This window comes from Luteimonas sp. Soil_C_16 (assembly GCF_057657295.1).
On the sequence record NZ_JBDGIS010000005.1, the window covers coordinates 18,872 to 44,334 of the forward strand.

A 25,463-nucleotide genomic window follows, 5' to 3' on the forward strand; every position below is an offset into this window, starting at 1 on the left:
TCAGGCAAGCGGCAGTGGCGGCTGCACCGGCTCGATCCGCCCTTCGCCGCGCACGATGCGCTTGAACTCCGCGCGGCTCACCGACACGTAGCGCTCGTTGCCGCCGATCTCGACCTGCGGGCCGTCCTGCACCGCATACCCCTGCTCGTCGACGCGCACGGTCATCGTCGCCTTCTTGCCGGTGTGGCAGATCGTCTTGATCTCCGTCAGCTCGTCGGCCCAGGCCAGCAGATGCCGGCTGCCCTCGAACAGCTCGCCGCGGAAGTCCGTGCGCAGCCCGTAACAGAGCACCGGAATCCGCAGCGCATCGACGACTTCCGACAGCTGCCAGACCTGCGCCTGCGACAGGAACTGGGCTTCGTCGACGAGGACGCAATGCAGGCTGCCGTCGCCGTCGACCAGCGCGCGGATGCGCGCGAGCAGATCGTCGTTGCGATCGAACGCGATCGCATCGGCCGACAGCCCGATCCGCGACGCCACCCGCCCCACGCCCGCGCGATGGTCGAGCCGCGGGGTCAGCAACGCGACGCGCATGCCGCGCTCGCGATAGTTGTGCGCGCTCTGCAGCAGCGTCGTGGTCTTTCCGGCGTTCATCGCCGAGTAGTAGAAGTACAGCTTGGCCATGGGCCCATTCTACCGGCGGCCTTCAGGCCCGGCAGAGGTCCGGCCGCTACAATGCGCATCGCTGAATCCAGTGGTCCCGATGCACGGTCTCAACCCCCAACAAGCTGCGGCCCTCGGCCACATCGAAGGTCCGTTGCTGGTGCTCGCCGGCGCGGGCAGCGGCAAGACGCGCGTGATCGTCGAGAAGATCGCGCATCTGATCCAGTCGGGCCGCTATCCGGCCAAGCGGATCGCCGCGATCACGTTCACCAACAAGTCTGCCAAGGAGATGCGCGAGCGCATCGCCAAGCGCATCCGCGGGGATGCGGCCGACGGGCTGACGATCTGCACCTTCCACGCGCTCGGCCTGAAGATGCTGCAGATCGACCACGCCAAGCTCGGGCTGCGGCGCGGGTTCTCGATCTTCGATGCAGACGACAGCGCGTCGCAGATCAAGGATCTGCTGCCGGGCGTCAAGCCGGACATGATCCAGCTGCTGCAGGGTCTGGTGTCGAAGGCGAAGAATGCCGGCCTGTCGCCGGAGCAGGCACACAACGTCGCGATCAGCGCGCGCGAGTTCGAGGCGGCCGCGCTGTACGCGCGCTACCAGGAACGCCTGACCGCGTTCAACGCGGTCGACTTCGACGATCTGATCCGGCTGCCGGTGCAGTTGCTCGAATCCGATGACGACGCGCGCGACGCGTGGCGCGAGCGGATCGGCTATTTGCTGGTCGACGAGTGCCAGGACACCAACGACGCGCAGTACCGCCTGCTCAAGGCGATCGCCGGGCCGAAGGGCAACTTCACCTGCGTGGGCGACGACGACCAGAGCATCTACGCCTGGCGCGGCGCGAATCCGGAAAACCTGACCGCGCTGGGCACGGACTATCCGACCCTGCGCATCGTCAAGCTCGAACAGAACTACCGCTGCAGCAACCGCGTGCTGCGCGCGGCGAACGCACTCATCGCCAACAATCCGCACGAACATCCCAAGACGCTGTGGAGCGCGCAGGCCGATGGCGAGCGCATCCGCATCTGGGAGTGCCGCGACAGCGCGCACGAGGCCGAGAAGGTGGCCGGCGAGATCCAGTTCCTGCAGTCCTCGCGCCAAGTGGAATGGAGCGAGTTCTGCATCCTGTTCCGCAGCAACCATCTCTCGCGCCCGCTGGAAAAGGCACTGCAGTTGCTGCGCGTGCCGTATCACCTGAGCGGCGGCACGGCGTTCCTCGATCGCGGCGAGGTCAAGGACGCGATGTCCTGGCTGCGCATGCTGGCCAACCCCGACGACGATTCGGCGTTCCTGCGCGCGGTGCAGTCACCGGCGCGCGGCGTCGGCCAGACCTCGCTGGCGCGACTGTCGGAACTCGCACGTGCGGCCGACATGCCGATGTCGCGTGCGATCGGATCGATGGGCCTGCTCAAGCAGTTGCCGCCGCGCGCGGCGAATGCGCTCAGCGAGTTCGGCGATGTGTTGCGCGGGCTGCGCGAGGACGCGCGCCGCTTGCCGGCCGGCGAGCTGGTGCGCGAACTCAACGAGCGCTCCGGGCTGATCGCGATGCTCAAGGCCCAGTGCAAGAGCGACGAGCTGTTCCGGATCCGCTCGGGCAATCTCAACGAGCTGGCCGACTGGTTCGAAGGCGCGCGTGGCGCCGGGCCCGGGGAACTGGCCTCGCAGCTCGCGCTGCTGAGCCACGCCGACAAGGGCGATCCCGGCAACCAGGTGCGGCTGATGAGCATGCACGCGGCCAAGGGGCTGGAGTTCCGCTACGTCTTCATCATCGGCATGGACGACAACACGCTGCCGCACGAGTCGAGCATCGACGAGGGCCGCATCGACGAGGAACGGCGCCTGCTCTACGTGGGCATCACCCGCGCGAAGGAACAGCTGTGGCTGAGCCATCCGCGCGAGACCCAACGCTGGGGTCAGAAGCTGCGGCTCACGCCGAGCCGGTTCTTCGAGGAACTGCCCGCCGCCGAAGTGCAACGCGACGGCGCCGATCCGGTCGCCGACGCCGCCCGCAAGCGCGAACGCGCCGACCACGGGTTCGCCGCGATCCGCGCGCTGCTCGACAGCTGATTCCGCTCAGCCGGGCAGACGCGCCATCAGGGTGTCGAGCGCCTCGCGCAACGCGGCGACTTCGGCCTCGAGCGCGTCGACGCGCGCCGCCAGACCCGCATCGCCTGCGGATTCGCGCGCAGGACCGGCGGCGGCGATGGCGGCCACATCGACCGGCCCGCTCAGCAGATGCGCATAGCGATCCTCGCGGCGCCCGGCCGACGGCGGAATGCGCACCGCCAGCCCCTTGCCGGCCAGACGTTCGAGATGGTGGCGCGCATCGTCGACATCGGCGAAGGCATGCATGCGCTCGCTGCGCGTCATCAGCTCGGCGAGCGTCTGCGCGCCGCGCAGCATCAGCAGCGCGAGCAGCACGACCTGCGGCTGCGGGACATCCAGCGCGGTGCCCAGCACGTGCTCGTGGCGCTCGGCGCGCGAGGAGAACGACTGCCGCGCGAACCGGTGGCCTTCCAGTTGCCGCAGCGCGTGCTGCACGTCGCCGAACGAAGCCGACATCACCGGCTCGCGCGCGGTCTTCTGGTTGGCCGCCGACTGCGCGGCATTGACGGTCAACGGATAGACGTCGGGCGTGGTGGCCTGCTTCTCCACCAGACAGCCGAGCACGCGCGCCTCGATCGGGGTGAGTCGAGGCCAGCGATCCTGGTCCTGGGCCTGCGCGTCCATGGGAATTCCAGCCTTGAAGGGGGCGACAGGATGCGCCCCGCATGCCGGCCTGTCATGTTCGCGGCGATCGCGGCCGTTAAACTCGCGTGTTCACACGATGACGACGGACCCGCCCATGCGCCTGACCGCACCCGCCTTCACCCTGCTCGCCAGCGCCCTGCTGCTGGCCGCCTGCAAGCCGACGACACCTGCGACCGCACCTGCCGAGGACGCTGCAGAAGCGGCGCCGACCACCTCGGCCACCCAGGCGCCGGCCGCCACCGATCCCAGCGACAACCTCAATGCGGTGCTGTGGATCCAGCGCTCGGAGGAGTACCGCGCCAACAGCCTGTCGATCTTCCGCGCCGCCGCCGATCATCTCGACGACGCGCTGGCCGAAAAGAACTGGGACGCGCTGGTGCCCGAAGAACGCGAGCTGATCGGCGACGCTACCGCGCTGCCGCCGGCGGTGATCATGGACATCGACGAGACCGTGCTCGACAACTCGCCCTACCAGGCGCGCCTGATCCAGAACGGCCTGGAGTACGACGAGGTCACCTGGGCGCAGTGGGTCGCCGAGAAGAAGGCCAAGCCGGTCCCGGGCGTGCTCGAATTCGCCAAGGCGGCCGAGGCCAAGGGTGTGACCATCCTGTACCTGTCCAACCGCGCCCAGCATCTGCAGGAGGCGACGCTGGCGAACCTGCGCGCCGAAGGCCTGCCGGTGAAGGACGACAGCGTGTTCCTGGGCCTGGGCACATTCGTCGAGAACTGCGAGCAGAACGGCACCGAGAAGACCTGCCGCCGCCGCCTGGCCGGCCGCGACTACCGCGTGCTGATGCAGTTCGGCGACCAGCTCGGCGACTTCGTCGACATCCTCGCCAACACGCCCCAGGCCCGCGGCGAGCTGCTCGATACCTACGGCGACTGGTTCGGCGAGCGCTGGTGGATGCTGGCCAATCCGAGCTACGGCGGCTGGGAACCGGCCCAGTTCAACAACGCCTGGGACCAGCCTGCGGGCAACCGTCGCGCGTCGAAGCGCAGCGCGCTCAAACTTGCCAACTAGTCGAATCAATTACTTGCAACACACTATCTCAAGTGTTGCATCAGGTATCCGGACGCGGTAGCCTGCGTCCGCCACACCATAGTCCTCCGGCTCTGCCGGCTTGAAGGGAGACGCAAGTCTCCCTTTTTTTATGGTGCGACCGCGGTCGCAGAACGCGCCGATCTAGGGTCTACCCCAGGGTGTGGAGGCGCTTCGCGACGCCTACCCTCGGGACAGGCCGCGAACGTGCGGTCTCTGCGCGCCCCTTTTCCGCCTGCCATCCAGCCCCCGGAGGCAACGGTGTCCCTTTTCGATCCACTGAACCTGTTTTCGGGCCGGACCAGTCAGACCGGCCAGAGCGGGTTTGGCCTGAATTCGCCGTTGCAATCGTTGCGCGCCAGTTTCCCGAGCTTTCTGAGCTCGCTTCCCCAGAATCTCCTGCCCAACATTTTTCCCGGGTCCAATGCCGGCAACGCCAATCCGGCGGCCGGCGGGCAGGGCGCAACCGGGAGCCCGTCCCCGGCCGGTGGCGGGCAGTCGTTCACCACGCCTGGCGGCCTCAACGTGCCGCTGCCCCCATCCCCCTTCGCATCGCCCAATGCCGGGCCTGCTGTGTCCAACGCGCCGCAGACGGGCGGCGGTCTGCTCGGGTCTGCGGGCAGTGTCCTCAATTCGGTGACGGACACCGTCAGAAGTCTCCTGAATCCGGGTGGCCCATCCGCGGCGCCACCTCCGTCGGCCGCGAGCGGCTCCAACAGCATCGGCAACCTGCCGCTCAGTCCAGGCGGTCTACCGGCCGGCCTGGCGAACACCGCTGCAACCGTTGTGAACACGGTTGCGAATACATTGACGGGCGCCCAGCAAGCGGCGCAGCAGACAGGCAGTCAGATCACGACGCAGACGACCGCGACCCCGCAGCCGACCGGTCAGATGCAGGTAGGTCCGGCGCAGACAGCGGCCGTGCCTGCGCAGCAGCCCACGTCCATGCCGCAGCCGCTTGCCCAGGCGTCGCAGCCGCAGTCGCCCCAGCCGCAAGCGCAGACCGCGAACACGCAGGCACAGCCGTCCAACCCGATGCCGGCTCCCCAACAGACGGCGCCTGCGCGTGCGGATGCATCGTCCGCGCCCGCCGGCAACCCCGCGACTGATCGAGCGGCAGGGCCCCAGCAGGCCCAGGCACCCGTTCAGACCGCCACCCCCACAGCGCCGCAGGCCGCCGCCGTGCTCGCGGCAGTGCCGCTGGCCACGACCGTGGCGCAGGCGCCGGTCGCCCAGCAGCTGGCCGGCAACCCGCAGGCCCAGCCGTCGGGCACTCCTGTCGCAGGTACGGCCGCGCTCGATGCCGGTGGTCCGGTGCGTGCCGAATTGACCGGCGTGGGCACCTACACACTGGACGGGCCCGGCCTGCGCCGGCGCGGACGCATGAAGGTCGGCGCGCAGGACCTGGGCCAGTGGATGCTCGCGGCCGCGCAGGGCCGACTGCACCTCATGCGTCCCTACGACGACGACACGCCGCGCCAGGTGGCCAAAGTCTTCCAGCAGATGTTCTGGGTGCTGGCGATCGTGGCCTATGGGTGCCTGGGCCTCGTTCTCGTCAGCTTCCTGCTGAGCCTCGGCGAACTTCCTGCCGCGCCCACGCTGCGTCGCTGGACGGGCGAGTTCGCGTGGGCGGGCCTGCTGGCCGCCCTCGGCGCCTGGTGGCTGGGTCGGCAGCTCATGCGCGCGCAACGACCACCGCCCGATCCGATCCGACGCTAGTACTCCACGGAGAACAAAAAGGGCGCCGCATGGCGCCCTTCGCGTGTGCGATCCGTCGACCTTCAGCGGGCGACCAGCCCACCCTCGCCGAGCGATACGCGCTGCAGGTCGACTCCGTTGTTCCGCAGTCCCTCGCGTACGCTGCCCGACAACGCGGTCAGCGCCTGACGGTTGCCGTCCCGCTTGAGCGATTGGTACGTCAACGCGGAAATCATCGTGAGGTAGGCCGTGCGCTCGGCCTGCGCCTGCTTGGCGGCGTCCGACATCGCCGCGATCTCCGGGACGGCTGCAAGAGGACCCATCAGCTGGCGTCGCACCGCGCGCTGCCCTGCCGGCGACTGGCGTGAGTCGCGATCATTGACCACTTCCCAGGAAATCAGCAGATGCGCGGCCAGCACATCGCCGAGATTGTTCGGGTCGTAGCCATACCTGCGCAGGATATTGTCGAACTCGCGCAGCATGTCGCCCGAACCGATCACTTTCTCCAGATCGGCGATCTGCCCCGGGTTTCGACCGAGCGCCCGGATCGTCTCCTGCTCCACGCGTATGCTGACCGCAGCGTCGCGGCGGAACGAGAGCGTATCGACCGCGCGCGCGTCCACCTCTGCCGGCGCTGGCTGCGACACGGCCTGCTGAAGCGCGCGTTGGACGGCTGCATCGCCATCGGCGCCCCAGGCACTTGGCGCGACGAGTACCAGCACACACGCGAGCAACCCTCCGAATGCCGACACGATCGTCGCTCCGCGCTTTCTCGATGTACCCAGATCCATGCGACCTCCTAAGAACGATTCCAGATTGCACAAAAGGAAAAAGGCGAGCCGAAGCCCGCCTTTTCCCGAACCGCCGAAGGCGATCCGTTACTGCTTACGCGCCATACCGGCGTTGGCTTCACCAAGCGACTTGATGACCGTGCTGGCGTTGTTCATGAACATCTGGAACATCTGGCTCATACCGCTGAGTTCGGTCGTTTCAGCAGCGGTGGGCTCCTTGCCGAGCTTGTTGGCAAAGTCCTGCAGATCCTTCGCCATCTCGTCGAGCTTCTCGCCGAGCACCTGCGCGATCTGCATCAGGAAGCCGCCGTACTTGCTGGAAAGGGTACCGGCCTGGCCACCAGCGCGGGCTTCGTGCGTGCCCTGCGACGAGTCGAGGATGCCGCGCAGCGTGTCGGCCGAGAACTGGGCAGAAATATTGACTTCGGTCATTTTCGTGATCTCCGTACTTGGGTGAGGAATTGCCGTTGAATTCTTCGAGAAGCGCCGCGGGTCCCATGCATCCGAAAACGGGTCCAGCTACTTCTGGGTGGCTCTTCTGCTTACGGGACGATTCTCTCGGACGGACCGCTGATGCGTAAGCTAGGGCGTACCCTAAGGGCCATTCAAATTCAACCCGCGTTACGTTCCGAACTCGTCGGCTGGCTAGCCCACCATTCCCGCGCCTTCTCGGGACCATACGTCTCGACGTAACGAGAGAACTCGAGCGCCTTCTGCACCGCCGGGTTCAACAGCGGTTTCTCGAGCACACCGCGAAGGCGATCCGAATCCGTATCGGACAATCCGAACTGGGCCTGCAACTGCCCGACCAGTTCCTGCCACTGCTGCATCAGCTCAGGCGCTGTCGCGGCAGTCGGATCCAGCTTGGCATCGTTCAGGCCTTCCTCGAACTTCGCCATCATCGTCTCCCGACCAGCCGCATCGATCTCCGGCTGCTCGAACAGGAACTTCTCGTACTGCTGGATCATCGCGGCACGATCTTCAGCACTCAGTAACGACTTCGTATTTTGGGACATGACTGCACCTGGTGAATGACGCACTGGCGCCGGAGGGAGCACGGCCGAAACGGCAGTGATCGAAACAGGGTTATAGGAACAGATTCAGTTGCGACGGGCGAACCCGCGATCGGTGAGAACGACGGCTTGCAGGTCGACGCCACTCATCCGTTCGGCAAGCATCAACGTGCCCAGCCGAAGCGCCTCGCGCTCATCGGCATCACGGGTGTTCCGCCATGCCGCGAGGGTCAGCATGTTGATGATCCCGAACATCTCCGCGACCTGCTGACGCGACGCTTCGGGCGCGACGATTTCGGAGTCGCGCATCGCGCGTTGGAGTCCCCGATAGGATCCGTCATGCGCGTCCTGACGTTCGTCGTGCACCACGCGCCAGGCCGTGACCAGATAGGCATTGAGCACCTCGACCGGGTCATTGGCAGCGTAGTCTCGCTTGTCGAGGAGTTCCGACAGGCGTGACTGCAGGATGCCACGATCGAGATTGCGTTCGATGTCCCGTGCATCCTGCCCGATCTGACGCGCGAGCAGCGCCCGGTAGCCCGGATGCTGGGCGAACACCGCCTGGACATTCGCGGACTCGGCAACATCGTTGCGCGGCGTGCTGCCCGCGAGCAACTGCGACAAGGTACGGTTGAGTTCGCGAGACACCTGCGCGGACGCTTCGAATGTCCGCACGGTCTTCTCTTCGGTGCGCGCCTCACCCTCTTTGCCCCTATAGCGATGCAGCTGATGATGGGCATAGGGCGTGACCGCATCGATGTAATTACCGTCCTGTGCGGCGACCGGGGCGCTCACGCATGACGCGGCTGCCGACAGCGCGACCACAAGACCGGAGGATGCGACACGGGATCGGGTGCTCATGCGCTGAAGTCTCCTTTCGTCATCGATCGGTTCCAACGCAGCCGAGAATAATCCGTCTGCATGTAGCGATGACGCGAACACGGATGAACCCAGAAAAAGACGCTGCCCGCGGGTGCACAGGCACCCACGGGCAGCGTGCGGCAGTACGGACACACTCAGGCAGCAGCGTCTCTCACGGATGACAGAGACTCGACCATGCGGCGGGCATCGGCGCCTTCCCGCTCACCCATCTCCCGCGCACGCTGGCCGATCCACGCATCCGCAGCTTCCTGACCTTCCGACTCGACCCGTTCGTTGTACTCGGGCACGAGTCCGGTCAATTCCTGCTGCACGGCGTCCAGTCGCTCATCCATGTGCCGGATCAGCGTGGTCTCATCATCGACGGTGATCGCCCCCTGCTCGCGCAGCTGGGCCAGCCCCTCGATCCATGCTTGCCGCTGCGCCTGCTGGTCGTACTGCATCGGTTACTTGCCGCCGATATTGAAGTTGAAGTTGAAGCCGGACGAGAAACCTTCGCTGATCGCGTCCTGGGCGCCCTGCGGCAGGCCCAACGAAGAGAAGAGGCTGTCGAAGGCGGAGCTGAAGACATTGCCGATCAGATCGCCCAGAAAATTGCCGATGATGCCGCCGAGGGGGCCGCCGATGGCGCTGCCGATCAGGGAGCCGATGCCGGAGAAGACGTCGCTGGACATGATGAAACTCCTGTTGGATTGAAACGGATGGGAAACTGCTTGAAACCTATCGAACCCTTGCGCGCCGGCACCTGGACTGACCGCGCTGGCGTGACTACAGGGCTAGTGTCTTCCCGATCGTGTGTCGTAACAGCTAGGTCGTGCCCCATCTAGGGTCGGCCCTAGTTCGGAGTCCGCACGTGACGCGAGGCGTCCACGCTATAACAGCGCACATGCAGATGGGATCATCCAGCCACACCGACCCACCGGGACACGGCGTATCCGCCTTCTCCCGTGACGACTTGCCCGAAGCTGGCGACTACCCCTCGGCGGAACACCTGCGCTCGCGACGTCTGCGACTGCATGGATTCGCGTTCCGCCACGTGATCGATCTCTTGCAGCTCGGCCGCGAAGAACGCGTCACGCGGATGCTGCTCGACGATCCGATCGCCACGCTCGACGATGCGATGGGCCTGGTCGTCTGGGCCAACAAGCTGTATCGCGAGCGGCCGGGCCTGGGCTTGTGGCATACACGCGAGCGTTCGGGTCGCTTCATCGGACTGTTCTCGCTGACACCCAGTGGCGATGCGGGCGACGTCGCGATCGGCGTGCGGCTGCTGCCGTCTGCCTGGGGTCGCGGTTACGCGATCGAAGGTGGCGCGGCGCTGTGCACGCACGCATTCGAAACGCTGCAGCTGCCCGCGCTGATCGCGCAGTGCGCGCCGGAGAACCGGTCGGTACCGCCGCTACTGCTGCGCCTGGGGTTCGACGAGATCGAAACCGGCGAACAGTTCGGCAATCCGGCGCGCCGCTTCCGCCTGGCGCGCGAGGACTGGCACGGCCTGCGACCGCGGCGGGCCGGCGCGCGGAACGAGGGATCTGCACAGGAGTGATGCGTGTGGGACAGGCCGCCGCGCCACCGCTCGGAGGCGGCGCGGCGACGGATGCGTCAGCTGTGGTAGTGCGGATCGATCGTCAGCGTGCCGAGATTCTGCTCGGCGAAACGCTTGGCCAGCTGCGGGCCTGCTTCGCGGATCGCATCGAAGCTCTCGCGCGAACGGCTGTCAGCGCGCAGCACCCAGCCATCGGCGCTCTTGCTCAGCAGCAGATCGGTGCCGGGCAACGTGGCGTCGGACATCCGCAGCAGCACTTGCCCATCGCCGCCCGGATCGCGGGCATCGTGCACCGCCATCTGTCGCACGTGCTTCTCCATCATGTCGAACAGCTGGCCGGCATTGGACGCCGCAGCGGCCGGTGCAGCCGCAGGCGCGCCATCGCGCAACGCCATCTGCGCCTGCAGGATCGCCGCCGATTCCATGCCGGGGGTGTGCAGACTGCCGAAGCCGTTGTCGTGCTGCTGGCGGAACGTGCGCGCATCGACGACGTCGGTCAGCGACTGACGCGATTTGGTGGCTTCCTGCTGGCTGGCCAGCTCCGCCATCTCGCCTTCCTTCAGCTCGCCTTCGCCCTGCAGCAGACCGCCGTTGGCGAGTTCGGACTCGCCCTGGAGACCCTGCATGTCGCCGCGGGCCTGCTGCATCATCGAGCGGAACTGGTCGACACGCTCCCGCGGCGGCGTGTCCTTGGCGTCGGCCTTGGCTTCGCGGTCGACCTGCCGGTTGCGCGCTGCCTGGTCCGGCGGCCTGGATGCGGAATCGTTGCGCTGCACGCTCATCGTCGTCTCCTCGTGTCCGTGCCTACTGCTGCCGCGCCGCCATGTAGCGCGCCTGCATCAGGTCTTCGTTGGTCGCCTCTTCCTGCCGCTCGAACAGCCCACGCTGTTCGCGCTTCCACAGATCGCGGCGCTTCTCCAGTGCGTCCTGCCGGCCCTTGGCGCGGAAGAACGCATCGCGCGCCTCCTGCAATACGGTCTCGGCCTGCCGCACAGCCTCCTGTGCTTTCGACAGGCGCTGTTGCGCACCGACGATCTGCTCGCCGAGCAGATCGATATGCGCCTCGCGCTGCGTCAGCGCGGCGGGCCAGGGCACGCCGGACGGCGGCGGATCGAGCAGGCGCGCACGATGACCGCTGCGGTCGCGCTCAAGGCCCGTCAGTTCGCCCTGCACACGCGTGCAGGCTTCGATGCACTGCTGCAGCGCGCGCTGCTTCTCCAGCACCACCAGACGCGCCGCTTCGGTGCGGTGTTCGCGCAGTTGCAACAGCGTCTGGAGCGGATAGCGTTTCATCCGAACAGCTTCCGCAGTGCGCCGGACGAGGTGTCGAACGGCACGAGTTCGTGTTCGGACTGCTGCAGCAAATTGCGGATCGGACCGATCTTCTCGATGGCGACATCGGCATCGGGATCGGTGCCGCGTTTGTACTCGCCGAGCTGCAGCAACAGCTCGATGTCCTGGTGCTTGGCCAGATACTTGCGCAACTGCCCGGCCGCGCGCAGATGCGGTTTGTCGACCACGCGCGGCATGGTGCGGCTGAGGCTGGTCAGCACGTCGATCGCCGGATAGTGGTACGCGGCCGCGAGCTTGCGCGACAACACGATGTGGCCGTCGAGGATCGAGCGCACTTCCTCGACGATCGGATCGCCGCCGTCCTCGTCTTCGGCCAGCACGGTATAGAACGCCGTGATTGAGCCCTTGTCGTTGTTGCCCGCGCGTTCGAACAGCTTCGGCATTTCGCTGAAGACCGACGGCGGAAAACCACGCCGCGCCGGCGGCTCGCCGATGGCGAGGCCCACGTCGCGCAGCGCACGCGCAAAACGCGTGACCGAGTCGACCAGCAGCAGCACGCGCTTGCCCTGATCGCGGAAATGTTCGGCGATCGCGGTGCCCACCCACGCCGCGCGGCTGCGCTCGAGCGCGGGCCGGTCGGAGGTGGCGACGACGACGACCGACTTCGCCAGACCTTCGGCGCCTAGGTTGTCGCTGATGAACTCGTTGACCTCGCGGCCGCGCTCGCCGACCAGCACGATGACGTTGACGTCCGCATCGCCGCCGCGGGCCAGCATGCCCAAGAGCGTGCTCTTGCCGCCGCCGGCAACGGCGAAGATGCCGATGCGCTGTCCTTCGCCCGCTGTCATCACCGCATCGATCGCGCGCACACCGGTCGAGAACGGACGGTCGATCAGCTTGCGCGACAACGGATTGGGCGACGCGGCATAGATCGGCGCGTCGACGGTCGCGCCCAGCGACCCCTTGCCGTCGATCGGCGCGCCGTGTGCATCGAGCACACGGCCAAGCAGTCCTTCGCCCACCGGAACGGATGCCTGCTTGCCGGTCGCGTAGACCTCGGTGGTCGAAGCGATGCCGTCGAGCGGGCCCAGCGGCGTCAGCAGCGTGTGCTGCCGCGCGACACCCACCACTTCGGCCGCGAGTTCGAAATCGCCGTCGCCGGGATTGCGCAGATAGCAGAGTTCGCCGATCGCCGCGCGCAGACCCGTCGCCTTGATCAGGGTGCCGTAGGCCTCGCTGACGCGGCCCACGCGCTCGATCGCCTGGACCTGCCCGAGCGCATGCAGCAGCGGATCACTGGCGACCGCGCCGGCGCCGAGATCGTCGAGCAGCGACAGGGTCGGTCCGGAATTCATGTGTTCACCACCGCGCTCGCCTGCGCCAGCGCCGTGCGGATCGCCTCGATCTGCTGGCTGACGCCAGCGCGGACTTCACCGGCTTCCGAGACCACCACGCAGCTCAGCGGATCCAGACTCTCGTCGTCGACCAGCTCGATCACGCCGACGCCCGGATGCGCCTGGCGCACCGCGCCGAGACCCTGCTCCACGCCTTCGCGTGCATCGGGATGCACGCGGATCATCAGGAACTGTTCGGCCTGTGCGGATTCGACCGCGCGCATCACCAGCGTCGGCACGACGGTGGACGCATCGAAGTCCGGTGCGATGCGCGCGACGATCGCACAGGCGAGATCGCCGATGCGGCCGACCGCGTCACCCAGTACGCGCGCGCGGCGCTCGTTGAGTGACGCGAGTTGTTCGGTCATCTGTTGCTTCACGCGCTCCAGGCCTTCCGCGAAGCCTTCCGCGTAACCCTGCTCACGCGCCTTCTGCACTTCGGCCTGCGCCTCGTCGTAGAGCGCATTGACCCGCGCGAGCAAGGTGTCCAGCTCGGCCAGCGACTGCCACTCCGCGGCACGCACGATCGGCGCGGACACGCCGCGACGGAACTCGCGACGTTCGAACACCACGGCGGCGTTGGGCGCGCGTCGGGCGGGCGTGGCGGAAGCGGCGTCTGGGGTCGGCATGCAGGCTCCGGAGCGGGAAGTGGATCAGGCGGCGACGGCGCGATTCTGGTGATGCGTGTGGACGACGAGCAACGGCTTCTCCGGCAGATGCGCCCGCGGCAGTTCAGCCGGTGGATAGACCAGTTGCGCCCAGTCGGCGAGCGCCGGCTCACGCTGGCGCGCCCATGCCTGCAATTCCGCGCGGCCCTGCAGCTCCAGCGCTTCGAACAGACGCGGGCCGAAGGCGTCACCGCCCGCCAGTGCGTCGGCGAGCGCCGAAGCGAGCCGACCCTGAAGCGATGCATCGACCTTCGCGTCCCAGACGCTGCGGTCGAGTGCCAACAGGTAACTGCTGCCCAGTACCGCCTTGATGCGTTTGACCGCGTCGCGTCCGACCTCCGCGCGGATCGCAGGCGCGTAGGCCAGCACGCCGAGATCGCGATGCAACCCGCTCAGCCGCGCACGATTCCAGCGTGCCACCAGACCGGAGAACCCGTCCGGCGACGGTGCCAGCAGGTGCGCGGCCGGCCCGTCCGCGAGCGCACCAGCAAGCAGCCGGCGGCCGAGACGGCTGGACCGGGCGCGCTGCAACAGCGCGTCGTCCAGATCGTCCCCGCCGGCGCCGTGCCAACGCGGATCGACCTCGGCGAGCAGCACATCCAGCGACATGGATCAGCCCTGCCAGCGTGCCGGCGGGGCCTTCTCGGCGGCGACGGGCTTGCGGGCCTTCAGGCGACCGGCGAATGCAAAGGCGACGGCCAGCAAGGCCACCACCAGCGCGGCGATGACGATCGCCATCGGGCTCACCGCCGACAGGGCCATCGCGGTGCCGGTCGACGACGTGGCTTCGGGCGGCGCCGGCATCGAAACGAACTTCACCGAAACCTGGTTGATGTCCGTCAGGCCCTCCACGCCGTCCTTGACCACGATCTTGATGTCGGCCTCGCGGTCGCGAACGTTCGCGCCGGGCTGCTCGAAGATCCACACCGCGGCCGACGTCTTGCCATTCGAGCCACCGAGCGGATCACGCTCGGGGAGTGCCAGATGCACGCGTGCCTGTGCGACACCCGGCAGCATCGTCAGCGTCTGGGTGATTTCCTGCTGCAACGCGTGCAGATACCGGCCGCGCTCGTCGGTGGCCGACGAGGCGAAGCCTTCCTTCTTGAAGATGTCGCCGAGATTCTGGTAGTTCTGCCGCGGCAGACCGCGCGAGCCGAGCACGGCCATCGCCTGCGGAATGTCGCCCTCGGAGACGAACACGTCCCAACCCACCTTGGTGGCGGACGGCTTCTTCTGCGCCTGGATGCCCGAGCCGATGAGCGCGCCCATCATCTCGTTGGCCTGACGCTCGTCGACTGCACTGTAGAGCGCGGTACCGCCGCAACCGGCAAGCAGCAGGCAGGCGAGCAGCATGCCCATCCACGCGGACCATCGTTTGGATACGCAGAGATTCGAAACGCGCATGCCGGTCACCTCTCGATCAGGACTGCTGGCGGAACAGCTGCTGGATGCCGTCGGACGTCCGGTTGGCGACGTTCGAAGTCATCTCGCACTGGAACAGGAAGTGGTGCGATTTCATCGTCATCTCGATGACCTGACCCGGCGTGAGCTCACCGGTGTTCTGGGTCATCGTCTTGGCGAGGTCCTGGATGCTCGATGCGCCGCCGTTGAGGTTGTCCATCGCGGACATCACCATGCGCATGCCTTCGGAAGGCTCCGATGCGCCCGTGCTGGCGACGCCCTGCGGCGCGTTGGCCGCAGCGGCGGAACTCGCGCCTGCGCGGTCCATCGCCTGTGAGAACTGTCCGACCTCGTACGCGGCGGCGACCGGCGAGTGTGCGCCGGCACCCGATGCCCCCTGTGCCGCGGCTTCGAGCCCAACGGCCTGGATCGCGTCGACCATGATCTTCTCCTAGCTGCTGTTGTCTGCGGGAGTCGCTTACTGCTTGCGGCCCAGCGTCTCGAGTGCCTGGCCGACGCTGTTCTGCGAGGTCGAGGCGTTGTTGGAGAGGAACTGCATCTTCAGGCTCTCGGCGGTCAACTTGACCACATTCGAGGGCTGGTCGCCGCCCTGGCCGATCACGGCGGACAGGTCGGTGATGCGGGTCGCCTGCTGGTCGAGGGTCTGGCCCCACGCACGCGACATGGCTTCGTACCAGCTCGACGAGCTGCCGCCGCCGGTCCTGCCGGCGCCGCGGACGCCATTCTCGTTCTGCATCGAGGCGCGGCCGATGAAGTTGCCGATCTGATCGTTGGAAATCGTGGTCATGGAAGTACTCCTTGCGACGGTCTGTGGATACAGCGTTGGATTCGATTCGAACTGCGTACGACTTCAGTGGTTCGACGATGCGGGCGCGCGCGCCGGATCGCCCACCGGCACCTGTGCGATCCGGTTGCCGGTGTTGACGTTGGCGACCACCGAAGCGAAACGCGGATCACCGGGTTCCGCGCCCTGGACGCCAGCCTCTGCGGTCGCCGTTGCAGCGGCGTCTTCCTCGGGCGCCGGCGCCGGACCGGGAATGACCTTGGTCAGCTCCCCGTTGGCGCCGAGCACGTGGGCGAACTCGCCGATCGAGATCAGCTTGCCCTTGCCGGGAATCATCTCGCCGGTGACGAAGCGCTGCCCGTCGGACGACAGCAAATGCGGATTCTCGCCGCGCACGATCTGCACGATGTGCGCCTCCGGCGGCGCCTGCGGCTGTTCCGCCTCGCCCTGCGACAGCAGACCGGTGGGCGTGCGGGGCAGGATGCGCTGTACGCCCGGAATGTCGGCGATCGCACGCGACTGCGCGAGGCGCTGGATCTCCGCGCCATCCTTGAAGTCGCCGACGACTTCGACATCGCCGTTGCCGACGTAGCGCGCCTGCACCGGAATCGACTGGCCGCGGAACATCTCGGCCACATCGCCGGCGATGTGTTCGCCGGTGCGGATCTGCAAGGTCGCGTCAATGTTCTCGGCGCGCACCTGGTTGCGCAGGCGTTCGAGCGTGGCGCTGTCGTCGACGGCGCCGGTCACCGTGGCGCCGCCCTTGGCGGCATCGGTGATCTGCACGTTGGTGACGCGGTGCTCCTGCAGCAGCGCAGACAGACGCTCACGCTGGTCAGGGCCTTGGTCGGGCGCGGGCAGCACGGCCGCGAAGATCGCCAGGGACGCGAGCGACAGCGCGGCGATGCCGCCGATCCACGGCAGCTTGCGCACGAAGCCACTGCGCGGCGCCTGCTCCTCGTCGTTTGGCGCGAATACCGTGACGAATTCGTCCCATGCCGGATCGTTCTCACGACCGAAGGCGATCACGGCGTCACCGATGCGCACCTGCTGCACCGCGGACAGTTCGACGGGATCGCCGGGATGGATATCCTGCGCGCCGACCTTCACCGGCGCATCGAGCGCACGGACGAGGAAGCGGCCGCCGACGAGACTGATCAGCGCATGGTGCGCCGCGACGGCGTCGTCGGCCAGCACGATGTCGCAGTCTTCGCCGCTGCCCACGAGGATCATCTCTTCGTCGGCGAGCACGCGGCTGGCGCCGGCATGCAGACCATCGACGATGCGCAGCACGTTGTTCGACTGGTGTTGGGTATGTTCGGTCATGTCAGTCCTCTCATCGCCTGCACGGCATCTGCCGCCGGAACTCCGGCGAGGACGGCGCGCACGCCCCGTAATGATGCGACTCGGTCATGCATTGATCTGGCCCGCCTGCACGATGCGCAGGTCCGGTGCGAGTTCCTGGTACGACAGCACCGGCAGATCGAAGAAATCGACCTCCATGAGCTTGCGCAGGTGCCGGCGCACATCCAGCGAGCACAGCAGCACCGGCTTGACGCCTGCCGCCTGACGGCCCAGGTGCGCACGCACCTCGTTGCCCAGACGACCGGCCAGTTCCGGCGAGATCGCAAGCTGGCTGGCACCGCCCGCCACGCGGACCGATTGCCGCAACTTGTCCTCGAGTTCCGGATGGATCAACAGTACATGCAGCGTCCGTTCCGCATCTGAATAGCGATCCGCGATCTCGCGCTTGAGCGCGACACGGACGTATTCGGTCAACAGCACCACGTCCTTCTCACGGCCACCGACATCGGTGATCGCCTCGAATGCATCGCGCAGATTGCGCACCGGCACGCCTTCTTCCGACAGGCGACGCAGCACATCGGCCACGCGCTGCGGCGCGACGACGCGCAGCATCTCCTTGACCAGATCCGGATAGTCGCGCTGCATCTTGGCGAACAGGTTCGAGGTTTCCTGGATGCCGAGGAAACCGCCCATGCGCCGGCGGATCGCCGCGGTCATATGGGCACCGAGCACGTCGAGCGGCGGCTGCGTGCCTTCCCCGCTCTGCACCCATTCGCCTGCGACCACGGCCGGGTAGAAGCCCGGCAGCTTGTTGGCATTCGGCGCGGTCGCCGGTTGCGGCTGCAGCACCGCATCGCTGCGCAGGCGACCGGTGGCGATACGTGCGCCGAACGCGGTCAGACGGTACTCGTCCTCGCCGAAGGTCGACACGATACGCAGCGACGGCACCGGCACCGGCACGCCGTACTCCTCGCGAAGACGCTGGGCGATGTCGACCGCGCGCGCTTCGAGATTGTGCGCACCCATCGACTGCGCCAGCAGCGGCGAGACCTGCAGCTGCAGCGGCGCGGGCGGCGCCAGATCGTCGTGATCGACCGACGCGTGCACGTCTGCGACGACTTCTTCGTCGGTCACCCGGAACAGGCGGCGCAGCAGTTCGAACTGGTAGCGGTAGTGGTACGCGCTGAAGGTCAGCAGGCCCAGACCCAGCACGAGAAATACCGGCCACGGGAAACCCGGCACCAGCGTCATCAGCAGCGCGAGAATGCCGGTGATCAGGATCACGCGCGGCTGGTTCGACACCTGCCGGGTGATCGCATCGCCCAGATGACGGTCGTCGATCTCGCCGGTGGTGCGCGTGACCACGAGACCGGCGGCGATCGTCGCGAGGATCGCCGGAATCTGCGACACCAGGCCATCGCCGATCGTCAGGATGCTGTAAACGTGCGTCGCTTCGGCCAGCGGCATGCCGCGCTGGAGCACGCCGATCGCCAGACCGCCGAGCAGGTTGATCAGGATGATGACGATGCCGGCGATGGCATCGCCCTTGACGAACTTCATCGCACCGTCGAGCGAGCCGTGCAGCTGGCTTTCGGTCTCCAGCAGGCGGCGCTTGCGACGCGCTTCGTCCTTGTCGATCAGGCCCGCGCGCAGATCGGAGTCGATCGACAGCTGCTTGCCCGGCATCGCGTCCAGGGTGAAACGGGCGGCGACTTCGGCCACGCGCTCGGCGCCCTTGGCGATGACGATGAACTGGACGACGGTGATGATCAGGAACACCACCATGCCGACGACCAGATTGCCGCCGGCGACCAGCGTGCCGAAGGTCTCGACGATGTGACCGCCCTCGGCGTGCAGCAGGATCGACCGGGTGATCGCGATCGAGATCGCCAGCCGGAACAGCGTGGTCAGCAGCAACACACTGGGAAAGCTGGAGAACGCCACCGGCGTGGGGATGTAGATGCCCAGCAGCAGCAGGCCGAAGCCGATCGAGATGTTGACCGCGACCAGGGTGTCGATGATCACCAGCGGCAGCGGCAGGATCATCACGCTGATGATCGTCACCGCGGCGAAGGCCAGGATGATGTCGCTGTAGCCCAGCTTGGCGCGCGGCGCTGCGCCGGCCGGCGCACCGGTCAGGGTAGCGAGGAAGGCCTTCACGGGGTCACCCCCATTGCCGGACGGACACGCATCACGCAGTCACGGGCACGCATACGGAGACGCGCGCCGGAAACGGCAGATCCACACACTCTGGTGTCCATTCGGCGCATAAGCCCCTGCCCTCGTGCGTCACATTGTGCCCCTGTACGATAGTCGGCCTATGTTATGTACAGGTCAATTCGATGTTGCAAGGAGGTTCCAGCCAAAGTGTCGAATCGGTGTGAAAACGGTTCCGTTCCGGGTGTCGCCGGATAAAAACCCAAGCGTCACAGGGACTTAACGATCACCGTCGATATTGGACAGTGAATGCGAAGTGGCCAGGGAGGCCGCCGACGCGGGGGTTTCCAGATCTTCGGTATCGAGATCTGTAATGAACGTCACAGATTGCGCCCCCACGCCAATCGCGAACACCCGGCCGGCGCGCGATTTGACCAGCACCACGCGCTCCCGGGGTCCCACAGGCAGAATCTGCAGCACCGTCAACGGGGCATCGGTCCCCGACAATCCGTACCGCCGTCGTACCAGCCGGAGCAGGAACAGCAGGCCCGCGATGATCAGAACGAGTGGAATGACGATGGCGAGCAACTCCCCGACGAACGAGTCACTCGGCGTACGGGCGGGCGCGGCGGCCGCTTCTGCGGTCGTGGCGAGCAGCACGGCGGGGACGATGAGGGCGGAGCGGAGTCGGGCGACGCGGATCATGGGTTCTCGCGGAAGGGACACCCTGCTGGTGCGCCGTCACGTTAGCAGCCAAACGATGTCGCGCATCGCATGACGCCGCCGACCGGAACCCGTCGCGCGGGCCCGGCGCGCGCTGCCGCCACGGCCACCGACGATGGCGCCAAGGCGCTGACCGAAGTCCTCGAAGCGGTGCCGTTCGCCTGCGCCGCGTTCGACCGCGCCACCGGTGTGCGGGTCGCCGCCAACTGCCGGTTCGAAGGCGATCTGGGCACCCTGCCCGGCCATGCCCAGCGCGATGCGCTGCTGGCGACGCTGTACGGCGAAATCACCGGCGAGGCCCGGGGCGAGGAAGTCCGCGCGCCCGGCAGCGGGCGCTGGTATGCGCTGCACTGGCGCGACCTCGACTGCGGCGGCCGTGCGCTGGCGCTGCTGACCGCGGTCGACATCAGCGAACGCATCGAGACCCTGGATTCGCACAAGACGCAGCAGGAAAAACTGCTGTTCACCTCGCGGATGATGTCGGTCGGCGAGATGGCCGCGACGCTCGCGCACGAGCTCAACCAGCCGCTCGCGGCAATCGTGAACTATCTCAACGGCAGCCTGCGTCTGGTCGACCAGGCGGGCGGGCCGGTGCAGGTCGAACGCGCCCTGCAGGCCGCGCGCACCCAGGCCGAACACGCCAGCGCGGTGATCGCACGCGTGCGCGAGTTCGTCCGCGCCCGCGAACCGCGGCGCGACGCCCAGGACCTGCCGCTGATCGTCGACACCGTGCTCGAATTGCTGCGCCTGGAGGCCGAACGCCTGCAGCTGCGTGTCGAACTGGCACTGGCGCCGCAACTGCCGCAGGTCTACGCCGACCGGGTGATGGTCGAGCAGGTGCTGCTCAATCTGGTCAAGAACGCGATCGAGGCGATGCGCGAAGTGCCTGCCGCGCAGCGCGGCCTGCGCATCGAGGCCCGGGTGAACCTGGACGGCGACGTCGAGGTACGCGTCTGCGACCGCGGCCCCGGCCTGAGCCAGGCCGAGAGCGAACAGCTGTTCTCGCCGTTCTACACCACCAAGTCGGACGGGCTGGGCATCGGCCTGGCGATCTGCCGTTCGATCATCGAATACCACGAAGGCCGGCTGTTCTTCGAGGCCAGGGATGGCGGCGGTAGCGTGTTCGGGTTCACGCTACCGACCCCGGACAGGAGGATCTGACGCGTGACCGGCATCTGTGTCTATCTCGTCGACGACAACGACGGCTTCCGCGATTCCACCGCCTGGCTGCTCGAGACCGCGGGGTTCGAGGTCCGCGCGTTCGCATCCGGCGCGGCGTTCCTCACCGTGTTCGACAGCACCCGCCACGGCGACGGCGAGTGTCTGGTGTCCGACATCCGCATGCCGGAGATGAGCGGCCTGCAGTTGCAAGACGAACTGCTGCGCCGCGGCTCCACGCTGCCGCTGATATTCGTGACCGCGCACGGCGACGTGCCGCTGGCGGTGGAGGCGATGCGCAAGGGCGCGTCGAACTTCCTCGAGAAGCCTTTCAGCGACGATGCCATCGTCGACTCGATCCGCAACGCACTGAGTCGCGAACGCGCGCAGGCGGGCTCGCCGCAGGGCGCCGCGCTCGCGAAGCTGAGTCCGCGCGAGCGGCAGGTGCTGGATCTCGTCGTCGCCAGCAAACCGAACAAGATCATTGCCGACATCCTCGGCATCAGTATCAAGACCGTCGAACTGCATCGGGCCAACATGATGAGCAAACTCGGAGTGCGATCCCTCCCCGAACTGATGAAGGTGGCGCTGGGCCATGGCTGACGCGAACGCGGTTTCCCTGTCGCACGGGTCCTCGCACGCGCCGCTGCGCGAGCGCCTGCCGCGGCTCTCGCCGACCCAGGCCGACGTGCTGCGCGGGCTGCATGCGCGTGCCCGGCAATGGACCACGCCGACCGGCATCCTGCGGCTGCGCAGCGGTCGATCGCCCGCGGTCGCGACCCTCGACGGCGGCGTGTTCGAACTCGACGCCGACGGCACCCGGCTCGCGCTGCAGCTCGCGTCGTCGCCGCGTGTCGACGACGACGGCCTCCACTGGCAGGACCGGCGCGGCCGCGCGCGCGTGCTGGCCTGGAGCCTGATGCACGAGACGACGCTGGTGCAGATCAGCGACGCGCTCGGCACCTCGTTGCTGCCGCTGCCCGATGCGCCGGTGACCGCCCCCGACAGCGACGTCATCTGGCTGGACCTCGATTTCACGCCCGCCGATGGCGGCGCCGCGGTCAGTGGCGCGCTGCGCGCCCCCGCGTCCTGGTTGCAGGCCCTGCTCGCCCGGACGGATGCCGATCCGCGCCCGCCGATCGATCCGGGGCAATGGCGCCAGCTGCCGACGGTCGCGACGATCGCGATCCCGGCGCCGCCGCTGACACGCGCCGACGTCCAGAGTCTGCGGCCCGGCGACGTCATCGTCGTCGGACACGTCAAGATGCCCCCGCTGCACGCCAATGCCGTCGGTCTGCGCTGGCCGGTCCGATCCGGACCGGACGGATGGCGCATCGACGGTCCGCCCACCCAACGCCCCCGCCACCAGGAGACGCCCCGCATGAGCGAGACCGACGCCGCCGAAACACCGCAGACCGAAGATACCCCCGCCGTCGAGGATCCGTCCGGCCGCCTGCCGGTCGAGGTCGAGTTCGACGTGGGCAAGGTCGAACTGCGCCTGTCGGACATCGCCGGCCTGCAGCCGGGCTACGTGTTCGCGCTGCCTGCGCACCTCGAAGGCGCCAACGTCACCATCCGCGCCAACGGCCGCGTCGCCGGACAGGGCGAACTGGTCGCGGTTGGCGATACGCTGGGCGTCCGCCTGCTGTCCTGGAGCTGATGCATGGATTTCAGCACGTTCTCGCCCGCCCTCGTCCTGGTGACGGTGGTCAGCCTCGCGCTGGCCCCGTTCGTGGCGGTCATGGTCACCTCGTTCACCAAGATCGTCGTGGTGCTGAGCCTGCTGCGCAACGCACTCGGCCTGCAGCAGGTGCCGCCGAACGTGGTCATCAACGGCCTGGCGATCGTGCTGTCGATCTATGTGATGTATCCGGTGATCCTGGACGTCAACGAAGCGGTGCAGGCGCGCCTGGAAGGGCGCCCGCCACCGGCGTCGGTGCAACGCCAGATCGACGCACGTGCGCAGCAGCAGGCGGTGCGTGAGGGTCGTCCGATCGATGTGCGTCCTGCGGCGACACCGGCGCCTGCCGAAGCGCAGGCGCCTGGGCCGACGAGCCCGGCCGCGGCCGACGCGCTCGCCGCCGAAGCGCAGGCACAGGGCACGCCCGAAGGTGTCGATCCGATGTTCGCCGCGGTGCGTGGCGGTTCGAGCAACGATCCGCGCGAAGAAGACGCTGCCGAACAGCCCAGGGGTCTGGCCGAAGAAGTCACCGGCGGCACGGCCACTACGGGCGGCGGTGCGCCTGCGGCGGCGGGCGGCAGCTTCGACACCAACCGCATGCTGACGATGATCGATGCGGGCAAGGAGCCGCTGCGCACGTTCCTGATCCAGCACTCCAGCGATTCCGAACGCGCGTTCTTCCTGCGCAGCGTGCAGCGCATGCTGCCGCCCGAGCGTCGCGACGGCCTGACGCCCGACGACTTCATCGTCATCGTGCCGGCCTTCACCGTCAGCGAGCTCACCGCCGCGTTCCAGATCGGCTTCCTGATCTTCCTGCCGTTTCTGATCATCGACCTGGTGGTCGCCAACATCCTGCTGGCGCTCGGCATGATGATGCTGTCGCCGACGACGGTCTCGCTGCCGTTCAAGCTGCTGCTGTTCGTGCTGATCGACGGCTGGGCGAAGCTCGTGCACGGCCTGGTGCTCACGTATGGAGTCACCACATGAGCGACGTGCTGGAGTTCACCAAGGAAGCGCTGTGGCTGGTGCTGCTGCTGTCCGGCCCGCCGGTCGCCGCGGCCGCGCTGATCGGCCTCGTCGTCGCGTTCCTGCAGGCGGCGACCCAGCTGCAGGAACAGACGTTTCCCTACGCGCTGAAATTCCTGGCGGTGGTGATCACGCTGTTCATCACCGCCTCTCTGATGGGCGGCACGCTGTACGTGTTCGCCGACCGCATCTTCATCGATTTCCCCGGCCTCGTCCGACGCTGATGGACTTCGGCTCGAACCCGATGCTGGCCCTCGCGCTGACGCTGCCGCGCATCGCCGGCGCGTTCCTGATGCTGCCGTTGCTGACCACCGAGACGGTGCCGGCGATGGTGCGCAACAGCTTCATGGTGAGCCTGGCGATCGTCGCGATTCCGATCGCGCTCGCCGGCGCGCCTTTGATCGAAGCGGCCGGCACCTCGCACTGGTCGTTGATCGTGCTCAAGGAAACCTTCATCGGGATCTCGATCGGCTTCTGCTACGGCATCGTCTTCTGGGCGATCAGTTCCGCCGGCGTGATCATCGACACCCAGGTCGGCATGTCGATGGCGCAGATCTTCGACCCGATCCAGGGCCACCAGACCTCGCTGCACGGCGAGTTCCTGTCGCAGTTCTCGACCTGGCTGTTCATGGCCAGCGGCGCATTTCTCGTGTTCCTCGATCTGTTGATGACGAGTTACACGGTCTGGCCGGTGTTGAGTTTCTTTCCCGACCTTCGAATGAGCGGCATGGCGTTGTTCGTCGGGCAGTTCGGCTATCTGATGACCGCGATGCTGCTGATCGCCGCGCCGGCCATGGTGATCCTGCTCGTCATCGACCTGTCCTTCGGCCTGGTCAACCGCTACGCCCCGCAGCTCAACGTGTTCGCACTGACGATGCCGATCAAGGCGTGGCTGGCGACGGCGATCATCCTGTTGATGCTCGGGGTGTTCGTGGAAATCGTGATGACGCGGCTGGTCGACAACAGTGGGTTGATCGAGGCGCTCAAGCACGCGTTCAGTGCGACGTAGCGCTGCTTGTTACTACAGCGCGTGCTCCGGCAGCGAGCTTCGGCCCTGACATTCGCTCCGGCTTCAGCTCTGGCTTCGGCTTCGGCTTCGACTTCGGCTTCGGTTTTCGCTCTGGCTGTTCGCCTTTGACTTGAGTCGAGCCGTAAAGCGAGCCGAGCATCGCAGGGCGGCGGGGTCGAAGAGCAGCCCATGTCTGAGCGTAGCGAGTTTGGGCTGCGTGCCCCGTCGACCGAGAAGCGCAGGGGACCGCCGCGGCTGTATCGCGGCGGCTCGCGTCCGGCGAAGGGACCTTTTGGTTCCTTTTGGGTCCGTCCAAAAGGGACTCGCACGCGCAGCGGGCGAAAGCCCTGCACTTGCTGTTCGCTTCGAGCCTTCGTCTTTGCCTTGCTTAGATCGTTGGACCCGACGTCGTTAGACGAGATCGCCCAAAGGCGAAGATCAAGTACAGGGCTTCCGCGCTGTCGCGCGTCTTACTTTTGTCTTGGCAAAAGTAAGCAAAACCGTCTTCGCCGG

The 25,463-nt window shown here is 67.1% G+C and carries 29 protein-coding genes; 10 read left to right on the top strand and 19 right to left on the bottom strand.

The genetic code is table 11. The features are described from left to right. Positions 1–624 (bottom strand): thymidine kinase, encoded by a 624-nt coding sequence (locus AC3A5T_RS10615; RefSeq protein WP_487628549.1) that lies wholly within the window; start codon positions 622–624, stop codon positions 1–3. A 79-nt stretch (positions 625–703) separates the two neighbouring features. Between AC3A5T_RS10615 and AC3A5T_RS10620 the strand changes: the two genes are divergently transcribed. After that, a complete protein-coding gene (locus AC3A5T_RS10620) occupies positions 704–2,680 on the top strand; it encodes a UvrD-helicase domain-containing protein (protein ID WP_487628550.1) in 1,977 nt (658 codons plus the stop codon). Positions 2,681–2,686: 6 nt separating this feature from the next. Here the strand turns inward: AC3A5T_RS10620 and AC3A5T_RS10625 are convergent, their stop codons facing one another. After that, positions 2,687–3,343 (bottom strand): YceH family protein, encoded by a 657-nt coding sequence (locus tag AC3A5T_RS10625; protein ID WP_487628551.1) that lies wholly within the window; start codon positions 3,341–3,343, stop codon positions 2,687–2,689. A gap of 115 nt (positions 3,344–3,458) precedes the next feature. Here AC3A5T_RS10625 and AC3A5T_RS10630 point away from each other — a divergent pair, with 115 nt between their 5' ends. Then, on the top strand, positions 3,459–4,385 hold the full coding sequence (locus tag AC3A5T_RS10630) for a 5'-nucleotidase, lipoprotein e(P4) family (protein ID WP_487628552.1): 927 nt from the start codon (positions 3,459–3,461) through the stop codon (positions 4,383–4,385). 279 nt (positions 4,386–4,664) lie between these two features. After that, positions 4,665–6,122 carry a hypothetical protein gene (locus tag AC3A5T_RS10635; RefSeq protein ID WP_487628553.1) on the top strand — a complete coding sequence of 486 codons (1,458 nt, stop codon included), beginning with the start codon at positions 4,665–4,667 and terminating at the stop codon, positions 6,120–6,122. Between the two features lie 62 nt (positions 6,123–6,184). Here AC3A5T_RS10635 and AC3A5T_RS10640 read toward each other — a convergent pair whose 3' ends face one another. The 6 genes from AC3A5T_RS10640 to AC3A5T_RS10665 all read right to left on the bottom strand — a co-directional run bounded on the left by AC3A5T_RS10640 (position 6,185) and on the right by AC3A5T_RS10665 (position 9,458). Next, complete coding sequence (locus AC3A5T_RS10640; protein ID WP_487628554.1) at positions 6,185–6,892, bottom strand: DUF6683 family protein; 708 nt, start codon at positions 6,890–6,892, stop codon at positions 6,185–6,187. 87 nt (positions 6,893–6,979) lie between these two features. Beyond that, on the bottom strand, positions 6,980–7,324 hold the full coding sequence (locus AC3A5T_RS10645) for a hypothetical protein (RefSeq protein ID WP_487628555.1): 345 nt from the start codon (positions 7,322–7,324) through the stop codon (positions 6,980–6,982). A 179-nt stretch (positions 7,325–7,503) separates the two neighbouring features. After that, entirely contained in the window at positions 7,504–7,908 is a 405-nt protein-coding gene (locus AC3A5T_RS10650) for a hypothetical protein (protein WP_487628556.1), read from the bottom strand. A gap of 84 nt (positions 7,909–7,992) precedes the next feature. Then, positions 7,993–8,766, bottom strand: a complete 774-nt coding sequence (locus AC3A5T_RS10655; RefSeq protein ID WP_487628557.1) for a hypothetical protein — start codon at positions 8,764–8,766, stop codon at positions 7,993–7,995. Between the two features lie 155 nt (positions 8,767–8,921). Beyond that, positions 8,922–9,227 (bottom strand): hypothetical protein, encoded by a 306-nt coding sequence (locus AC3A5T_RS10660; protein WP_487628558.1) that lies wholly within the window; start codon positions 9,225–9,227, stop codon positions 8,922–8,924. 3 nt (positions 9,228–9,230) lie between these two features. Next, positions 9,231–9,458, bottom strand: coding sequence for a hypothetical protein (locus tag AC3A5T_RS10665; RefSeq protein WP_487628559.1), 228 nt, complete (start codon positions 9,456–9,458; stop codon positions 9,231–9,233). Positions 9,459–9,739: 281 nt separating this feature from the next. Between AC3A5T_RS10665 and AC3A5T_RS10670 the strand changes: the two genes are divergently transcribed. Further along, on the top strand, positions 9,740–10,330 hold the full coding sequence (locus tag AC3A5T_RS10670) for a GNAT family N-acetyltransferase (RefSeq protein ID WP_487628560.1): 591 nt from the start codon (positions 9,740–9,742) through the stop codon (positions 10,328–10,330). Between the two features lie 56 nt (positions 10,331–10,386). On the opposite strand, the gene AC3A5T_RS10675 is transcribed toward AC3A5T_RS10670, so the two are convergent. The 11 genes from AC3A5T_RS10675 to AC3A5T_RS10725 form a co-directional block, all read right to left on the bottom strand. After that, on the bottom strand, positions 10,387–11,112 hold the full coding sequence (locus AC3A5T_RS10675) for a hypothetical protein (RefSeq protein WP_487628561.1): 726 nt from the start codon (positions 11,110–11,112) through the stop codon (positions 10,387–10,389). Between the two features lie 22 nt (positions 11,113–11,134). Beyond that, positions 11,135–11,623, bottom strand: a complete 489-nt coding sequence (locus tag AC3A5T_RS10680; protein WP_232138366.1) for a hypothetical protein — start codon at positions 11,621–11,623, stop codon at positions 11,135–11,137. Then, entirely contained in the window at positions 11,620–12,978 is a 1,359-nt protein-coding gene (locus AC3A5T_RS10685) for a FliI/YscN family ATPase (protein WP_487628562.1), read from the bottom strand. The genes AC3A5T_RS10680 and AC3A5T_RS10685 overlap by 4 nt, the downstream gene beginning before the upstream one ends. Further along, positions 12,975–13,646, bottom strand: coding sequence for a FliH/SctL family protein (locus AC3A5T_RS10690; RefSeq protein WP_487628563.1), 672 nt, complete (start codon positions 13,644–13,646; stop codon positions 12,975–12,977). Before AC3A5T_RS10690 ends, AC3A5T_RS10685 begins: the two co-directional genes overlap by 4 nt. A 24-nt stretch (positions 13,647–13,670) precedes the next feature. Continuing rightward, a complete protein-coding gene (locus AC3A5T_RS10695) occupies positions 13,671–14,294 on the bottom strand; it encodes a hypothetical protein (RefSeq protein WP_487628564.1) in 624 nt (207 codons plus the stop codon). A gap of 3 nt (positions 14,295–14,297) precedes the next feature. Further along, complete coding sequence (locus AC3A5T_RS10700) at positions 14,298–15,044, bottom strand: hypothetical protein (RefSeq protein ID WP_232150618.1); 747 nt, start codon at positions 15,042–15,044, stop codon at positions 14,298–14,300. A gap of 61 nt (positions 15,045–15,105) precedes the next feature. Beyond that, positions 15,106–15,528 (bottom strand): hypothetical protein, encoded by a 423-nt coding sequence (locus tag AC3A5T_RS10705; RefSeq protein ID WP_487628565.1) that lies wholly within the window; start codon positions 15,526–15,528, stop codon positions 15,106–15,108. A 36-nt stretch (positions 15,529–15,564) separates the two neighbouring features. Next, a complete protein-coding gene (locus AC3A5T_RS10710) occupies positions 15,565–15,894 on the bottom strand; it encodes a hypothetical protein (protein WP_487628566.1) in 330 nt (109 codons plus the stop codon). 63 nt (positions 15,895–15,957) lie between these two features. Next, positions 15,958–17,217, bottom strand: a complete 1,260-nt coding sequence (locus AC3A5T_RS10715; RefSeq protein ID WP_487628567.1) for an FHA domain-containing protein — start codon at positions 17,215–17,217, stop codon at positions 15,958–15,960. Between the two features lie 84 nt (positions 17,218–17,301). Next, positions 17,302–19,356 (bottom strand): type III secretion system export apparatus subunit SctV, encoded by a 2,055-nt coding sequence (gene sctV, locus AC3A5T_RS10720; RefSeq protein ID WP_487628568.1) that lies wholly within the window; start codon positions 19,354–19,356, stop codon positions 17,302–17,304. A gap of 276 nt (positions 19,357–19,632) precedes the next feature. Beyond that, the gene (locus AC3A5T_RS10725) at positions 19,633–20,058 is read right to left on the bottom strand and encodes a flagellar biosynthetic protein FliO (RefSeq protein ID WP_487628569.1); all 426 of its coding nucleotides are present in this window, start codon (positions 20,056–20,058) and stop codon (positions 19,633–19,635) included. Positions 20,059–20,127: 69 nt separating this feature from the next. On the opposite strand from AC3A5T_RS10725, the gene AC3A5T_RS10730 reads away from it, so the two are divergent. The 6 genes from AC3A5T_RS10730 to sctT are packed head-to-tail and all read left to right on the top strand — an operon-like array spanning position 20,128 to position 24,950. Beyond that, positions 20,128–21,237, top strand: coding sequence for a sensor histidine kinase (locus AC3A5T_RS10730; protein ID WP_487628570.1), 1,110 nt, complete (start codon positions 20,128–20,130; stop codon positions 21,235–21,237). 3 nt (positions 21,238–21,240) lie between these two features. Further along, the gene (locus tag AC3A5T_RS10735; RefSeq protein ID WP_332077941.1) at positions 21,241–21,837 is read left to right on the top strand and encodes a response regulator transcription factor; all 597 of its coding nucleotides are present in this window, start codon (positions 21,241–21,243) and stop codon (positions 21,835–21,837) included. Then, positions 21,830–22,894 carry a type III secretion system cytoplasmic ring protein SctQ gene (sctQ, locus tag AC3A5T_RS10740; protein WP_487628571.1) on the top strand — a complete coding sequence of 355 codons (1,065 nt, stop codon included), beginning with the start codon at positions 21,830–21,832 and terminating at the stop codon, positions 22,892–22,894. The genes AC3A5T_RS10735 and sctQ overlap by 8 nt, the downstream gene beginning before the upstream one ends. Positions 22,895–22,897: 3 nt before the next feature. Then, a complete protein-coding gene (locus AC3A5T_RS10745; RefSeq protein ID WP_487628572.1) occupies positions 22,898–23,902 on the top strand; it encodes an EscR/YscR/HrcR family type III secretion system export apparatus protein in 1,005 nt (334 codons plus the stop codon). Next, on the top strand, positions 23,899–24,165 hold the full coding sequence (gene sctS, locus AC3A5T_RS10750) for a type III secretion system export apparatus subunit SctS (RefSeq protein ID WP_332077938.1): 267 nt from the start codon (positions 23,899–23,901) through the stop codon (positions 24,163–24,165). Before AC3A5T_RS10745 ends, sctS begins: the two co-directional genes overlap by 4 nt. Beyond that, the gene (gene sctT / locus AC3A5T_RS10755; RefSeq protein ID WP_487628573.1) at positions 24,165–24,950 is read left to right on the top strand and encodes a type III secretion system export apparatus subunit SctT; all 786 of its coding nucleotides are present in this window, start codon (positions 24,165–24,167) and stop codon (positions 24,948–24,950) included. Before sctS ends, sctT begins: the two co-directional genes overlap by 1 nt. Positions 24,951–25,463 lie beyond the last annotated feature (513 nt).